The 15,864-nt window shown below is 44.9% G+C and carries 17 protein-coding genes and 1 riboswitch; of the genes, 12 read left to right on the top strand and 5 right to left on the bottom strand.

All coding sequences use genetic code 11. The annotated features are described in order from the left end of the window. Positions 1-205 precede the first annotated feature (205 nt). Positions 206-1,141 carry a nuclease-related domain-containing protein gene (locus ACR65F_RS10635; protein ID WP_440504417.1) on the top strand — a complete coding sequence of 312 codons (936 nt, stop codon included), beginning with the start codon at positions 206-208 and terminating at the stop codon, positions 1,139-1,141. Positions 1,142-1,275: 134 nt separating this feature from the next. Here the strand turns inward: ACR65F_RS10635 and ACR65F_RS10630 are convergent, their stop codons facing one another. Next, entirely contained in the window at positions 1,276-1,455 is a 180-nt protein-coding gene (locus ACR65F_RS10630) for a hypothetical protein (protein ID WP_039043344.1), read from the bottom strand. Between the two features lie 220 nt (positions 1,456-1,675). Between ACR65F_RS10630 and ACR65F_RS10625 the strand changes: the two genes are divergently transcribed. Continuing rightward, positions 1,676-2,068, top strand: a complete 393-nt coding sequence (locus ACR65F_RS10625) for a thiol-disulfide oxidoreductase DCC family protein (RefSeq protein ID WP_440504416.1) — start codon at positions 1,676-1,678, stop codon at positions 2,066-2,068. A gap of 51 nt (positions 2,069-2,119) precedes the next feature. Here ACR65F_RS10625 and ACR65F_RS10620 read toward each other — a convergent pair whose 3' ends face one another. Both ACR65F_RS10620 and adh read right to left on the bottom strand, forming a co-directional pair. Beyond that, on the bottom strand, positions 2,120-2,476 hold the full coding sequence (locus ACR65F_RS10620; protein ID WP_039043346.1) for a DUF779 domain-containing protein: 357 nt from the start codon (positions 2,474-2,476) through the stop codon (positions 2,120-2,122). 24 nt (positions 2,477-2,500) lie between these two features. Beyond that, on the bottom strand, positions 2,501-4,042 hold the full coding sequence (gene adh, locus ACR65F_RS10615; protein WP_440504415.1) for an aldehyde dehydrogenase: 1,542 nt from the start codon (positions 4,040-4,042) through the stop codon (positions 2,501-2,503). A 294-nt stretch (positions 4,043-4,336) separates the two neighbouring features. Here adh and ACR65F_RS10610 point away from each other — a divergent pair, with 294 nt between their 5' ends. The 5 genes from ACR65F_RS10610 (at position 4,337) to ACR65F_RS10590 (ending at position 9,730) form a co-directional block, all read left to right on the top strand. Then, positions 4,337-5,494, top strand: coding sequence for a S1C family serine protease (locus ACR65F_RS10610; protein ID WP_440504414.1), 1,158 nt, complete (start codon positions 4,337-4,339; stop codon positions 5,492-5,494). Between the two features lie 120 nt (positions 5,495-5,614). Continuing rightward, a complete protein-coding gene (locus tag ACR65F_RS10605; protein ID WP_440504413.1) occupies positions 5,615-6,310 on the top strand; it encodes a winged helix-turn-helix domain-containing protein in 696 nt (231 codons plus the stop codon). Next, a complete protein-coding gene (locus ACR65F_RS10600; RefSeq protein ID WP_440504412.1) occupies positions 6,307-7,719 on the top strand; it encodes a sensor histidine kinase in 1,413 nt (470 codons plus the stop codon). The genes ACR65F_RS10605 and ACR65F_RS10600 overlap by 4 nt, the downstream gene beginning before the upstream one ends. A 134-nt stretch (positions 7,720-7,853) precedes the next feature. Beyond that, positions 7,854-9,284, top strand: a complete 1,431-nt coding sequence (locus tag ACR65F_RS10595) for a SulP family inorganic anion transporter (protein WP_440504411.1) — start codon at positions 7,854-7,856, stop codon at positions 9,282-9,284. Between the two features lie 26 nt (positions 9,285-9,310). Beyond that, on the top strand, positions 9,311-9,730 hold the full coding sequence (locus tag ACR65F_RS10590; protein WP_039043351.1) for a universal stress protein: 420 nt from the start codon (positions 9,311-9,313) through the stop codon (positions 9,728-9,730). 56 nt (positions 9,731-9,786) lie between these two features. Here ACR65F_RS10590 and wrbA read toward each other — a convergent pair whose 3' ends face one another. Both wrbA and ACR65F_RS10580 read right to left on the bottom strand, forming a co-directional pair. Continuing rightward, on the bottom strand, positions 9,787-10,398 hold the full coding sequence (wrbA, locus tag ACR65F_RS10585; protein WP_039044544.1) for an NAD(P)H:quinone oxidoreductase: 612 nt from the start codon (positions 10,396-10,398) through the stop codon (positions 9,787-9,789). Positions 10,399-10,454: 56 nt separating this feature from the next. Continuing rightward, positions 10,455-11,654: a DUF3238 domain-containing protein gene (locus ACR65F_RS10580; RefSeq protein ID WP_440504410.1), complete on the bottom strand. Its 1,200-nt coding sequence runs from the start codon at positions 11,652-11,654 to the stop codon at positions 10,455-10,457. Between the two features lie 90 nt (positions 11,655-11,744). Further along, a riboswitch (TPP riboswitch) is annotated at positions 11,745-11,852 on the top strand. Positions 11,853-11,969: 117 nt separating this feature from the next. Between ACR65F_RS10580 and tenA the strand changes: the two genes are divergently transcribed. The 5 genes from tenA to thiW are packed head-to-tail and all read left to right on the top strand — an operon-like array spanning position 11,970 to position 15,432. Beyond that, positions 11,970-12,656, top strand: coding sequence for a thiaminase II (gene tenA / locus ACR65F_RS10575; protein ID WP_440504409.1), 687 nt, complete (start codon positions 11,970-11,972; stop codon positions 12,654-12,656). Then, on the top strand, positions 12,656-13,462 hold the full coding sequence (gene thiM, locus ACR65F_RS10570) for a hydroxyethylthiazole kinase (protein WP_440504443.1): 807 nt from the start codon (positions 12,656-12,658) through the stop codon (positions 13,460-13,462). The genes tenA and thiM overlap by 1 nt, the downstream gene beginning before the upstream one ends. Next, positions 13,459-14,298, top strand: a complete 840-nt coding sequence (gene thiD, locus ACR65F_RS10565; protein ID WP_440504408.1) for a bifunctional hydroxymethylpyrimidine kinase/phosphomethylpyrimidine kinase — start codon at positions 13,459-13,461, stop codon at positions 14,296-14,298. Before thiM ends, thiD begins: the two co-directional genes overlap by 4 nt. Further along, positions 14,285-14,938, top strand: a complete 654-nt coding sequence (thiE, locus tag ACR65F_RS10560; RefSeq protein ID WP_440504407.1) for a thiamine phosphate synthase — start codon at positions 14,285-14,287, stop codon at positions 14,936-14,938. Before thiD ends, thiE begins: the two co-directional genes overlap by 14 nt. Then, on the top strand, positions 14,938-15,432 hold the full coding sequence (thiW, locus tag ACR65F_RS10555; protein WP_052246023.1) for an energy coupling factor transporter S component ThiW: 495 nt from the start codon (positions 14,938-14,940) through the stop codon (positions 15,430-15,432). Before thiE ends, thiW begins: the two co-directional genes overlap by 1 nt. The last annotated feature ends 432 nt before the right edge of the window (positions 15,433-15,864 follow it).

Genomic DNA, 15,864 nt, shown 5'->3' with positions numbered 1-15,864 from the left:
GCATTCCGATGCCTTCCGCGCGCAAGTGAACACCGCACGCGCCTATTTCTCCGGGCGCGCTTTTCGCTCTGGTTCGCGCGCTCTCAACTTTGGATTGCTGAATTTGACTTAATCTTAATCGCGATATAAATATCAGACTTATCCGACATCTAATGGTATAATAATGGAGATTGACACTATTAGAAATGAGGTGATTATCGTACTAATGAAGCCTCGGAAGCCTCCTTTAATACTAGATTCCTTATCGGCTGCAGTACGAAGAATTGTGCCATATCATCCCAAAGAACAAGCGTTGCAGTCAAGATTGTCTGCAGTTCAAGCGGGCTACGCGGGTGAACTGGTGTTGGATCGAGTCTTTGAGCATTATATGTTTACCTTTCCTCATGCGATTTTCCATGATCTATCCTTGAACTCTAGTACTCGTTTTCAAGTGGACACGCTGTTTGTTACTTCGTCACACGCGGTCGTTCTCGAAGTAAAAAATATCGCCGGCGCGCTGACTCTGAGAAATAATCCTCCGCAGCTTATTCGGACATTGGAGAATGGACAAATCAATAGTTTTGAAAGTCCGGTATCTCAGCTCGAGCGGAAAATTGAATTACTGCAGGATTGGCTAGTCTGCCGAAGCATCCATTTGCCCGTGAAAGGTGCTATTGTGCTAGCACATTCAAAACATGCCGTTTCTGCAGAAAACGCTGAAGTTCCTTTTCTGTATCCATCCGGAATCCCCTCATATCTCCGGCGTTTGGCCTCTTCAACGTCTGTACTACTTCCCGACCAGTTCTCCTTACTGAATGACCAACTCCTGCAAGGCCATCATGACTTCTTTCCACAACCTATTTGCGAAAGTTATTCCTTGACTGCTCAAGACTTTAGAAGCGGGGTTTTTTGTGAGACGTGCGCTGCTCCAACTATGTTAAAAAATCGCTTGAATTGGTACTGCTCTGTTTGTGAAGAAAAAAGCACAAGAGCTGGCGACCAAGCAATACGCGACTGGTTCCTGTTATTTGGTGGGATGATGTCTAATCAGCAGTGCCGTGACTTTCTTCATCTATCCAATCGGCACATGGCTTATCGGATTTTGAAAAAGATGAAGTTTCAAATAGTTGGCGGCAGCAAAAACCGTCAGTATTTCCGTTAAATATTCTGCTGTCAACGCCCACCTCTATTTGAATATGAGATGCTTGCCGTTTAGATCCATATCTTGTCGTGATGTTTCCAGATGAGCATCGTGAGATTTTTCAGCCAAACAAAAAACCTTCCAACTGGAAGGTTTTACTGATAGTCTCGAGGGAGTTCGTGCTCGTCGAACCCTATTTCTGAAGGAGATTCCGGACGATGGTCAAGGAATCTGCTAAAGTCTGGTGCACCTTCTCCGATCATTTGTAACATAGCGATGTAATCCATGTCGCCGCGTAAGTTCATTTCATCTGGATGAATGTTTTGACGTTCCACTTCGATCACCTTCCCTTGTTGTATTCACAGGCGGGGCAATAAACGATGAAGCGCTAAGAGGCCAAAAAACAACATTTTCTCACATATAGTCTAGCATGCTACCAATTTAAAGTAAAGAGTATTCTGTCTATTGTATATGTATTACAATAGTTCTGGATTGTTTCAGCTGTTTTGTTTTAGGTTATAGTATCTTTACCAAGCATTTTAAGGAGGTTCGTCCATGAAGCGAACAGTGTTATTCGATGGTGAATGCAACTTTTGTGATGCAAGTGTTCAATTCATTATAAAACGTGATCCTTATGAGTATTTTCAGTTTGCTTCTCTTCAAAGCGAAACTGGACAGCAACTTTCCAAAGACTTTGGGATCCCGGATGCTGTAGACAGTTTAGTTCTCGTTGAAAAGGGCAAAGCTTATACAAAATCGGGGGCGGCACTCCGTATTGCCAAGAAGCTTGATGGACTGTGGCACCTTGCGTTTTTATTCATCATTGTGCCTGCTCCTATACGAGACAGAGTCTATGATTTTGTTGCACGCAATCGCTATAAGTGGTTCGGGAAAAAAGAAGAGGTCTGTATGCTTCCGACGGCTGCGGATCGAAAACGTTTTCTATAATCCCCTTTTAATAAAACAAAGACGGCGCCCATTATCCGGGTGCCGTCTTTGTTATGTTTGGAGCTGTTCAACCTCATCAGTTGTAAATGCGCGCGAACGGGTGAGAAACCGTTTGCCTTCGACTCCTTCAAGTGAAAACATACCGCCTCTTCCATCCACGACGTCAATGATCAGTTGGGTGTGCTTCCAGTACTCAAATTGACTACGTAGCATATAGAATGGAACACCGCCAATAAACCCGAGAAGCACATCTTGATCCCCTACGATTAAATCGCCCTCCGGATAACACATAGGTGATGAGCCGTCACAGCATCCTCCTGATTGGTGAAACATTAACGGACCGTGTTTCTGTTCGAGTTGCTTGATCAGCGCTAGCGTTGCTTCCGTCGCAATAACCCGCTCTGTCATTTGCTACTCACCTCTCTATTTTGCTTAAAAGAATCCTTGCTTTTGTTCACTGTAGCTAACTAGCATATTTTTCGTCTGCTGGTAATGCTCGAGCATCATCAAGTGGTTTTCACGACCGATACCGGATGCTTTATAACCGCCGAACGCAGAGTGCGCAGGGTAAGCATGGTAGCAATTCGTCCACACGCGACCCGCTTCGATACCACGTCCGAAACGGTACGCTGTATTCATATCACGTGTCCATACGCCTGAACCGAGTCCATATAATGTGTCGTTAGCGATTTCGAGTGCTTCTTCTTTTGTCTTGAACGTCGTAACTGCAACAACCGGCCCAAAGATTTCTTCTTGGAAGATGCGCATCTTATTGTGACCTTTGAAGACAGTTGGCTTCACGTAATAACCTTCCGCCAAGTCGCCTTCCAGCTTGTTTTGCTCACCGCCCGTTAGACACTCGGCGCCTTCTTGCTTTCCGATGTCTAGGTACGACAAAATTTTCTCAAGCTGTTCCGTAGACGCTTGTGCCCCCATCATGACTGTCGGATCGAGAGGATTCCCAACTTTGATGGCTTCTACGCGAGCTAACGCTTTCTCCATGAATTCATCGTAAATTGACTCTTGGATAAGTGCGCGTGAAGGGCATGTACATACTTCACCCTGGTTCAATGCAAACATGACAAATCCTTCTACCGCTTTGTCCAGGAAGTCGTCGTCTTCTGCCATCACATCTTCAAAGAAGATATTCGGTGACTTGCCGCCAAGTTCGAGTGTGGCTGGGATAAGGTTTTGGGAAGCATACTGCATGATCATTCGACCCGTCGTCGTCTCCCCAGTAAACGCGATTTTTCCGATTCGCGGGTTGGATGCGAGAGGCTTTCCAGCTTCAAGACCAAATCCGTTCACGACGTTCAATACGCCTGCTGGCAATAAGTCTTCAATCAATTCAACAAGTACAAGAATCGATGCCGGAGTTTGCTCTGCCGGCTTGAGGATCACACAATTCCCCGCAGCGAGTGCAGGAGCAAGTTTCCAAACCGCCATCAGGATCGGGAAGTTCCAAGGAATAATTTGTCCGACGACTCCTATTGGCTCGTGGAAATGATAGGCAACCGTATCATTATCAATCTGGCTGACGCCACCTTCTTGAGCACGGATTGCAGATGCGAAATAACGGAAATGATCAATTGCTAACGGTAAGTCCGCATTTAGCGTTTCCCGAATTGCTTTCCCGTTCTCCCACGTTTCTGCTACCGCAAGCATCTCTAGATTTTCTTCAATCCGGTCTGCAATCTTCAAAAGAATGTTAGAGCGTTCAGTTACCGACGTCGTCCCCCATGCATCCTTTGCAGCATGTGCTGCATCTAGAGCCAGTTCAATGTCCTCCGCAGTGGAGCGTGCTACTTGTGTAAACACCTTTCCTGTTACAGGAGACGGGTTGTCAAAGTATTCTCCATTGACAGGGGCTGTCCATTTACCATTTATGAAATTATCGTATCGTTCCTTGAAATTCACCTTTGCGCCTTCTGTGTTCGGGTTTGCGTAAACTAGATTTTCAATTTGTTGTACCATTTCCATTCCTCCCATTTCTGCAAGTTTTGTAGAAAATCGGTGCATGTACATTGCACACATGAACACTCTATGTCGGGTTGTCCTCGAGCATGAATGATGTATGCGCTTTCATTTGAAAATAAAAAAATTTCCATTTCACTATAACTATATCTGACTAGTTCGATTATTTCAATTTTATTCTACTATAGAATTAAGTCTACTACGATTAATAACTTGTTAACGTCTCGGTAATAATTTGTTCATAAGTTCGATTTACACTTACTTTATCAACAGTAGATAAAGGAGCGATGGACAATGAATTCATCAAAAACTAAATGGCTATTATCCACAGTAGGCGCAGGAGTGCTTGGCTCGGCATTAACACTGGGGGCAGTCGCAAATACAGACATATTGAAGCAGGACAGCAGTCTTCAATCAGCTGCACAACCTGAAACGTCTACTCCCTATAACGTGCAAAACACTGGCGCTCAATCTCCAAACTCTCTATCTGATATGGTAGCAGATGCCTCTAAAGCGATTGTCGGTATCGATAATTATCAGTCCGCTGGCAATCGGTTTGCCGGTACATCTGAATCTCAAAATGTTGGAACGGGTTCAGGGGTCGTCTTCAAAACGGAAGGATCAGATGCATATATCATTACAAATAATCATGTGATTGAAGACGCGACTAAAATCGGGATCACAACAGCAAGCGGTGAAAAAACGGAAGCTGTCCTTGTCGGTACTGACCCTCTCACTGATTTAGCAGTTATTAAGATGGATAAAAAATATGCAGAAGGCACATTATCATTCGGAGATTCTTCGAAACTTCGCGCAGGTGACGCGGTTATTGCAATCGGGAATCCACTCGGGCTCGACTTTTCAGGTACCGTTACTCAAGGGATTGTAAGTGCGCCAACTCGTTCTATCGACGTCGACACATCCGCTGGGAAGTGGGAAATGAATGTCATTCAGACAGATGCAGCCATTAACCCTGGTAACAGTGGTGGTGCGCTAGTAAACGGATCCGGTGAATTGATCGGGATTAACAGCTTGAAAATCGCTCAAAACGGAGTCGAAGGATTAGGCTTCGCCATCCCGAGCAATGATGTAAAGCCGCTTGCTGAAAAACTAATGAAGGACGGCAAAATCACACGTCCATATATCGGAATTGGTCTCGTCGACCTTGCAGAAGTTCCAGAAATGTATGTACAGAATATCCCAGACAGTGTGAAAGGTGGAGTCATGGTCGGTAGTGTGGACCCTAATTCACCTGCTGGAAAAGCAGGATTCAAAGAACAAGATGTCATCACTAAAGTGAATGGACAAGTAATCGACTCTTCAACCGCTTTACGCAAAATTCTCTACACGGATCTAAAAGTTGGAGACCAAGCGAAATTCACCATCTATCGAGAAGGCAAACAACAAGTTGTGAACGCGACACTTTCGAGTAATGCCGATGTCGAGAAGTAAGTTGTAGAACAGCTGTCCAGTACCTACTAGTTGGGTTCTGGGCAGCTTTTTCGTATTGGACAAATGAGTTGCATGAATAGGAATTTCCCGATAGCTTTAAAGCAAAGGAGGCGAACTTCGTTGAAGATTCTTGTCATTGAAGATAATGAAAGTGTGTCGCAGATGATTGGCTTGTTTTTTGAAAAGGAAGGCATTGATGGCGAGTTCGTCTTGGACGGAAAAGTGGGATTAGAACGAGCCCAACAAGATTCGTGGGACTGCCTCATCATCGACTGGATGCTTCCTTCAATGGATGGCGTGACGATTTGTAGAACCCTTCGAAAAGCAGGTAACGACGTCCCAATCATTATGCTCACCGCAAAAGATGGCGAGTCCGATCAGGTGCTCGGTTTAGAAATGGGAGCAGACGATTATGTAACGAAACCATTCAGCCCACTTGCTTTAATGGCACGCATTAAAGCCGTAACACGCAGACGACCTACAAAAGAGAAGGAAACGAATCCCATGCTTGAAACGGTTCATTTCCGTGTGGATGAAAACGCTCGTGAAGTGTTCGCAGATGGTGTCGCTATCGAAAACCTAACTCCAAAAGAATATGACTTACTCGTCTTTTTCATCCGACATCCAAAACAGGTTTTCTCACGGGACCAGCTGCTTGACCGTGTCTGGGGATTCGATTTTTACGGAGATGATCGGACGGTGGATGTTCATATTAAACGGCTACGAACGAAAATTTCAGGAATCGGAACAGCAGTGATCCATACCGTTTGGGGAGTCGGTTATAAGTTTGACGAATCGGATGAGGCATCCTCATGAAAGTGAACTACTTTACTCAACAGTTAGTCAGCCATGTGAGTGTAATTGTTGCCGCAGTCCTTCTAGTCGGGTTGCTGTTTTCCCATTTCTTCGAGCAATATGTGTACGATACGAAAACTGACGAGCTCACACAATATGGACGTGCCCTTCTAACAGATATCGATCGCAGTCCGAAGCCTTCCCAACAAACTCTTCAATCCTTTGGTCAGGTGCTGAATAGCAGGGACATCGAGTATAGTTTGTTCGATGAAGACTCGAAAATTATCTACTCGACCGGGCTTAAAACTCCACTAATTGAACTTAATGAATCAGAGTGGGCGCAGCTTCAAAGTGGAAAAACTGTTACGGTACGCCAAGAGCAACGTCGTTTTGATCAGGCCGTCACTTTTGTGTTGCTCCCTTACTTCCAAGGACCTCAGTTTGTCGGGGGTGTTTTACTCACCTCCCCTATTGAAGGGCCTCGAGCCATCATTTCACAGATGAATCGTTATTTGTTCTACGCCGCCCTCGCTGCATTAGCGGTTGCTGTCATTCTAAGCGGATTGCTGTCCATCTATCACGGACGACGTATTAAGCGACTTCGTCTAGCTACTGCGGCGGTCTCTACAGGTGACTATACCATCCGGATTCCTGAAAGCGGACGGGATGAAATCGACGCACTGGCTACCGATTTCAATACGATGGTGAGTGACCTGTATACTTCCCATGAAGAAATTGAGAATCTAGAAAATCGTAGACGCCAGTTCATGGCAGATGTCTCCCACGAACTCCGAACGCCGCTAACGACAATCCGTGGAACGATTGAAGGGTTGCGGAGTGATCTGATTTCTGAAAATGAAAAAGACAAAGCGCTGCAACTTGCAAGTGGAGAAACAAAACGGTTGTTACGCCTCGTTAACGAAAATCTTGACTATGAAAAAATCAGATCGAACCAAATTACATTGATCAGGCAACCAATTCTGGTTTTGGAATTATTCGAAGTGATTCGTGAGCAGTTGGAACCGGCAGCTGAACAACGTGGGACAACAATCGAAGTGCAAGCACCTGAAACATTGACCGTCTTCGCCGATTACGATCGTCTCACTCAAATCTTGTTGAACATTACAAAGAATAGTATCCAGTTCACGGAGAAAGGAGAAATTTCGATATTAGCGAAAACAGATAGTCATCACGTCATTTTAGAAATTCAGGATACCGGCATCGGAATGGATTCGGATGAAGTCGAAAAGATTTGGAGCCGTTTTTATAAAGCGATTGACTCACGGACATCCAATCCATACGGAGAATTCGGCCTTGGTCTTTCCATTGTGCGCCAACTCGTAACGCTACACGGAGGAACTATTGACGTCACAAGCAGGAAAGGACACGGATCGTTATTTACAATTCGCCTTCCCAAAGAACCTATATAGTTCTGCAATGAGTTATTTAGGTTGTTTAAACATATTCTGCAACAGCCATTTATTGTCGTGACTCCCCGTGATAGACTATAGAGATGCAGTACACCGTAACGAATCTGCAACTTTTTATAAGGGAGTCCACAATAATGGCATCATACTTAAAACAGCATTGGTTCTCGAATGTTCGAGCCGACGTCCTCGCGGGCATTGTCGTAGCCCTTGCGCTAATTCCTGAAGCCATCGCTTTTTCAATCATCGCAGGCGTTGACCCGATGGTTGGTCTATATGCTTCCTTCATCATCGCTGTCGTGATTTCATTTACAGGCGGACGCCCAGGAATGATTTCCGCAGCAACCGGCTCAATGGCTTTGCTCATGACCCCACTCATTCGTGAGTATGGGCTTGATTACTTACTTGCTGCGACAATTCTTACCGGGGTTATCCAAGTGATTTTCGGGATTTTTAAAGTTGCAAAGCTGATGAAGTACATACCAAATGCAGTCATGATTGGATTTGTGAATGCCTTGGCAATTCTCATTTTCATGGCGCAAGTTCCTCACTTTCTAGGAATCTCAACGATGACATATGTTTTCGTAGCAGTGACGTTGCTCATCGTTTATATTTTACCAAGATTTTTCACAGCGATTCCTGCCCCCCTTATCGCTATTGTCGCACTTAGTATCGTCGCGATTTACTCAGGGGCCGACTTACGAACTGTTGGAGACCTCGGTGCGATTACAAAATCGTTACCGAACTTTCTAATCCCAGACGTACCATTTACGTTTGAAACCTTGATGATCATATTACCTTATTCCGTTGCATTGGCGATTGTCGGCCTGCTTGAAACATTGCTCACTGCAACGATCGTAGACGACATGACCGCAACAGACAGTGAAAAGAATAGGGAATCCCGCGGACAAGGAATTGCCAATGTCATTAATGGCTTTTTTGGAGGTATGGCTGGTTGCGCAATGATCGGTCAGTCCGTTATTAACGTTAAATCCGGAGGTAGAACACGACTGTCCACATTTGTAGCAGGTGCGTTCCTCATGTTTCTGATTATCGTTCTGGGTGACTTGGTGGTTCAAATCCCGATGCCTGTTCTTGTGGGGATTATGATTATGGTTTCAATCGGGACATTTGACTGGAGTTCGTTCTCCTATATTCGAAAAGCGCCTAAATCGGATGCGCTCGTTATGCTGACAACCGTTATTATTGTTGTTGCAACGAATGATTTGTCTAAGGGTGTTATTGCAGGAGTCGTGTTGAGTGCCGTTCTCTTCGTTGCTAAAATCTCTAAGATACATGTAGAGCGCATTGTTGAGGATGACTCCATCCGCTACGCTGTGAAAGGTCAATTATTCTTTGCATCCGTTGAGAAGTTCCATGAAGCATTTAGTGGAGATGAAGCGGCTAGTCGGATCATCCTGGATTTCACAGATTCCCAAGTATGGGATGATTCCGCAGTTGTTGCCGTCACAAAAGTAACTGAATCCTATCGTAGTCGTGGTGTGAATGTAACGATTATCGGATTAGGGGAATCCAGCAGGCGTCTGCTCAATGAGCTTATGACCTGACTCTATTGATAAATGAGGTGGCAACGATGTATCAGAAAATCATGCTCGCTGCAGATGGATCTGATAACTCCATTCGTGCAGCTAGAGAAGCTGCACGGCTTGCTAACTGTTCGGATGACTCTACGATTACCATTGTGTTCGTCGCGGATTTTGACAAAGCAAAAGAATCCGTATTGCACGCAAAGAGTAAGGATTCGCTAGAACTGACACGTAAAAAGCAACTCAAACCAATCGAACTGGTCTTGCGGGAATACGATGTGCCTTACGAAGTCCAAATCCTCCATGGAGATCCAGCGCCTGTGCTAATCGACTATGCGCATACAGAGTTGTTTGACCTCGTCATCATTGGTAGTCGCGGGCTCAATTCTTTCCAGGAAATGATTCTTGGCAGTGTCAGTCACAAAGTGATGAAGCGTCTTAGTTGTCCAGTATTACTCGTAAAATAACAAAACCGTCACCCAATCGCGGGTGACGGTTTTGTTATTTTACAGAACTATCTAGATCACTCCATATGCTGAAGTGCTTTTGCTACGGACACTGTTCTCTTCGCTTGGTAATCTACAGCTGCTTGAATGGCTTTACGGTCTGTCTTCATTTCACCGTCCGGGCCAACAGCGACACTTGTTCCGTATGGGTTACCTCCCGCTGCAAATAACACAGGATCTGTATACCCGGGTGCTACAACAATTGCTCCCCAATGGTACATCGTCGTATAGAGTGATAAAATCGTTGCCTCTTGCCCACCGTGTTCGTTTTGTGCGGATGACATCGCGCTTACTGCCTTGTTGGCGAGTTTGCCTTGTGCCCATAGACCTCCAACAGTGTCGATGAAGCTTTGCACTTGTCCAGGAATATTACCAAAGCGTGTTGGAATGCTAAAAATGATTGCATCCGCCCATTCCAAGTCTTCCGGTGTCACTTCTGGAATATCTTGCGTTGCGTCATGATGTTTTTTCCACGCTGCATTCGATTCGATTGCAGCTGCTGGTGCCGTTTCTTTCACTTTCAACATCTTCACTTCAGATCCTGCTTCTTCAGCGGCTGCTGCCGCCCATTCAGCTAGCTGATGATTCGTGCCCGTTGAACTGTAGTAAACGATTGCTGTTTTTGTCATATTTATCTCTCCCTTTTATCTTGAATAGAATGATGCTGTCACAATAGGTAACTGAGTTAATTGATATTGGAAAAACGCCAATACTGATAAGCCGTAACTCCACTCATATAAGCAAGTCCTTCACTTCTGCTTTGATGAACAGGAATCCATCGATTGGTTTCCCCTTTTCTTAAATAGATTTCATGATTCGGTGACTGGTCATGGAAACCAGTGAGGTCATACGTTCCATTCCTTCTTAGGACTGCCTGGACTTCATAGTTTATATCTGGAGCTGTCGTCAATGGGTTGCCCACTGCGTGTTCTAAGTTAAATCTCGTTTCATCTCTTCCATAATCAAACTTTTTCATAATAATTTTTTTATCGGATGCCGTTTCGCGGTCGCGTATTTTTTTATCCAATCCATAGGCAACACTTTCACCTATTCTTTTTGTGAACGTAAGGGGATCATCCGGGTTGTTCGTATGGATTTCAATGTCTACAAAAGTTCGAAAGGCATCGGACTCCGGGTCAAATTGTCGATCGTCACCTTTAAAATACCGATTAGGGGAGAGTACATTCGGGTTCTCAACTAGGTCGGCCTCAAGAAACGTTTTGTATCGGAAGTTCCATTGGTTGACGGTTGCTGGTTTTTGATAATCATAAATTGAAGTCAATAACGCAGAGGGGCTATCAATAGATTTCAACATCGTGAACCCTTCAATGTAGGCTGGTTTTTCCTTGTCTTTTGGTAAAAACAATCCCAAGGCTTTAGCGATGAAAGATCTCGCATTGTTGAAGGTCACTTCAGATTGAACAATGGACCGCTCACAATAGATCGCGTACGTAATTGGTTCATCCATCTTAAAGTCCCTGTCGATAAATCGATTAGTATCCACCTGGTCTAGCTGTTCTCCATTGCGATAAATGATATACGTCTCTGTGTCACTCAAACGTTCCCAAGACAATGCGATTTGAGTTCTAGCGATGATTGTCGTCGTGACAAGTGACTGAAGAGGATTGCTTTTGTTTTTCTCCATGGAAAATGTGGAAGTCTGCATGACGACCACGTCCTTCACTTCATCATTTACATATCGTTCGATTGTATATTTATAAAACGTGTCCGCTAAAAGATCAGTATCTTGAAAATCAGGGGATGTACCTTCATAAATGTGCTCGCCGTCTTTATACACGTGGTACATTCCACCTGCATCATCCCACTCAAATGCAATTCGACCAACTTCATGGGTGACAGATGTGATTTCAAAGCGATCCGGCATGTACATGGCCTCCTTTCACGTAGTAGTTGTATTTTGCCCTTATTGCCAATTTTTAAAACTATGATATAGTGAGGGAGAAAACTGAAAACGATTGCCCACTGGGGGAGTCTTTGTAAAAGACTGAGACGCGTATAGATATGCGGACCCTTGGAACCTGATCTGGCTCATACCAGCGGAGGGAAGTGGATCGCACATGGACGAGTCTAGTTCTTTATAGATTCCTTGAAATTTCCTATTACGCGAGCCGCTCCTTCGACTGATGAGTCGATAGGGGTGGCTTTTTTTCGGTTCATTCATCGAAAGGGGCGGTTTTAAATGACATTTTGTGAAGAAGTTCGTGAGCTTTGTAATGAAAGCTGGGAGGCTAGTTTTAACCATCCGTTTGTTCAACACTTGGCAGCTGGGACACTACCTGAAGACATTTTCAGATTTTACGTTCTCCAAGATTCGTATTACTTGAAGCATTTTGCAAAAGTCCATGCACTGGCTGCTGTGCAAGCAAAAGATTTAGCAACAACTCAACGCTTTGCACAGCATGCGGAAGAAACATGTGGGGCTGAGATTTCGCTGCACGAAGGATTCTTTGAATTACTCGACGTTACTGATGAGGACCTCAACTCGTTTGAGGCAGCGCCAACAGCTTATGCCTATACTTCTCATCTGTACCGAACAGCCATGAATGGGGACATTGCGGATACGCTAGCAGCACTACTCCCCTGCTATTGGTTGTATTACGAAATTGGTGAACGATTGAAAAACGCTACGCCAAATCATCCCATTTACGATAAGTGGATCGCGACATACGGATCCGAATGGTTTGAACAAGCGACCCGCGAACAAATTAACCGCATGAATGAACTGGCGGATTCTGTTTCATTAGAAAAACGTGAAGAACTGAAAGCCCACTTCGTGAAAAGCAGCCATTATGAATTGCAATTCTGGGAAATGGCTTGGACTCAACAACAGTGGGCAGCCGATTCTAAAACGGAGGTAAAGCTTTGATGCGACAGCATACCATTCTCACAGACCTGAGACAGACCAAACCATTAGTACACTGCATCACGAATATTGTGGTGGCTAATTTCCAGGCGAATGGCTTGTTGGCTCTCGGAGCTTCTCCAATTATGGCGGATTCCTTGAAAGAAGCTGCAGATATCGCCGCAATTTCTTCTTGTACCCTTCTGAATATAGGGACATTAGATTCGACAACTGTCGATTCGATGATTGCTGCTGGAAAGAGTGCTGTACAACATGGACATCCCCTCGTGCTTGACCCTGTAGGTGCGGGTGCAACTGGATTTCGTAAGCAAACAGTTGATCACCTGTTAGACACGTTGGATTTTACACTGATCCGAGGAAATGCAGGCGAAATTGCAGCGATTGCTGGTGTTGCATGGAATGCCAAAGGTGTTGACGCCGGAAGTGGTGACGTTGATATTACAGATGCAGCAAAGCAAGTTGCTCGACAGAATAACTGTTTAGTCGCTGTAACGGGTGAAACGGATCTGGTTACTGATGGAGAACGAGTGATTCGGATATCTGGCGGACATGAACTTATGACGCTTGTAACCGGTTCAGGGTGTCTCCTCAGTGCAGTGGCTGGAGCATTTTTAGCAGTTAGTAATGGGGATACCCTTCAAACAGTAGCTGAGAGTCTTGCATTCTATAAAAAGTCTGGAGAAATCGCAGCTGAACAGTCATTTGGCCCTGGCGATTTTGCTATGAACTTTTTAAATACGCTTCATTCCATAGAATCTCAAGATGTTGCCGACAATCAATTCCAGTACGAACAGGAGGTGATTTCGTGACCTCAGTAGCGTTAACGATTGCGGGTTCTGATAGTGGCGGCGGCGCGGGCATTCAAGCGGATTTGAAAACGTTTCAGGAACTCGGAGTCTTTGGTACGTCAGCACTGACTGCGATTACCGCGCAAAACACACTTGGTGTGCACGCTGTACAGCCAGTTGATGCAGGGATTGTTGCAGCACAAATACAGGCGGTGCTCACTGATTTTCCGGTAAAAGCGATTAAGACCGGAATGTTATTCTCTGCTGAAATTATTGAGACAATCGCGATTGAATTAAGGGGATATCCAACAATTCCTTTGGTCATCGACCCTGTCATGATCGCAAAGGGCGGCGCTTCTTTGTTGCAGAACGAGGCAGTTGTAGCATTAAAAAATCACTTACTCCCTGTAGCGACGCTCATTACACCGAATATTCCAGAAGCAGAAGTATTGACGGGTCAAACAATTTGTTCAGAAAGTGATATGGAACTCGCTGCGAATACACTGCTTTCCATGGGAGCTTCTGCAGTTCTATTAAAAGGGGGCCATCGTGAAGATGTTCCTTATGCGGAAGATTTGTTCATGACAGCAAGTGGAGAGCACTTTTTAATGCGATCCAAGCGGATTGTGACGCAGCATACACACGGAACGGGTTGTACGTTTGCAGCGGCGATTACTGCGGAGTTAGCGAAGGGTCATTCATTGGGAGAAGCGGTTGTAACAGCAAAGCATTTTATACAACTAGCGATTGAGGACGGAATTGAGCTTGGGCATGGGCATGGACCTACGAATCATGCAGCATTCCGGAAGAGTGGTCAGTTGAAGACTAAGGAGGTGGAACTTATTGAGAGACGTTGACTTACGTGTGTATTTTATTATGGGTTCGTTTAACGCTCCTAATGGGGATCCCTTACAAGTGCTTGAACAAGCGTTACACGGCGGGATTACGTGCTTTCAATTACGCGAAAAAGGACCGGATGCGTTGCAAGGGATTGAAAAACTGGCATTCGCAAAAAGTTGCCAGCAGTTATGTAAGGCATTTGGAGTCCCATTCATTGTGAATGATGATGTGGAGCTTGCAGTTCTGATTGACGCTGATGGTGTACATGTTGGTCAAGAAGACTTATCTGCATCTGTAATACGCAGTAAAATCGGTACAGAGAAATTGTTAGGGGTTTCGGTACATTCCGTTGTAGAAGCAACCATTGCTCTCGCTACTGGAGCAGACTACATAGGGATGGGACCCGTGTATCAAACCGTTTCCAAATCAGATGCGAGGTCAGTGTCAGGTACTTCAAAGATTTCAGAAGTGGCTGCAATCTTTCCCGAACTTCCGATTGTCGGCATTGGTGGGATTACCGCAACTAATTTGGACGTTGTGATGAAAAGCGGAGCATCTGGAGTTTCCGTCATTTCAGCAATTGCGCGTGCAAAGAATCCAGAAGCAGCTGCTCGTTCAATCGTTGAGGCAGTTCAGCATGTCGAGGTGAGTATCTAATGGGTACACGCAAACTAGCAATCATGGGGTTACTCGTTTCGATTGCGGTTGCAGGTTCCGTATTTGTTTCTTTCCCTGCTGGAATAGCGCGAGCATATCCGATTCAGCATGCCGTTAACGTGGCTGCCGCTGTATTTCTCGGTCCCGTTCCTGCAATTATGATTGCTTTCGTGACTGCGGTTATCCGAATTCTAACAGGAACAGGATCATTGCTCGCATTTCCAGGCGGAATGATAGGTGCAGTCTTTGCTGGCATTCTGTTTCAGAAAACTGGTCGAGTTTGGACAGCCGCGGTAGGAGAGATGATTGGAACTGGTCTCATCGCTTCTCTGTTTGCAGTACCATATGCTGCTATTTTGATGGGAACGTCCGTGGGGGCTTTCTTCTTCCTCCCCCCTTTCCTCGTTTCCAGCGTGAGCGGGGCAATTATTGGTGGGGTTCTTGCGGCACGTTTGCTGCACCATCCAATTGGAAGACGACTACAACATTTGTGAATAAATACTGCTGGACTGTGAGCTATTGGCGTTACTGTCCGGCAGTTTTTTGTTTTAGATGGTTGTGGTTTATTTGTGGATGTTTATGCGGACTAGGTTTATGAGCACTTTCCCACTTTTATGATCACTTCTCATGCTTTATGAGTACTTTCCTGCTTTTATGATCACTTCTCATGCTTTATGAGCACTCTCCTGCTTTTATGATCACTTCTCATGCTTTATGAGCACTTTCCTGCTTTTATGATCACTTCTCATGCTTTATGAGCACTTTCCTACTTTTATAATCACTTCTCATGCTTTATGAGCACTTTTCTGCTTTTATGATCACTTCTCATGCTTTATGAGCACTTTCCTACTTTTATGATCACTTCTCATGCTTTATGAGCACTTTCCTGCTTTTATGATCACTTCTCATGCTTTATGAGCACTTTC

Source organism: Sporosarcina sp. SAFN-010, from assembly GCF_059415065.1.
Note: the sequence above shows the minus strand (reverse complement) of the source record. Positions and strands in the feature narration are given on the sequence as shown.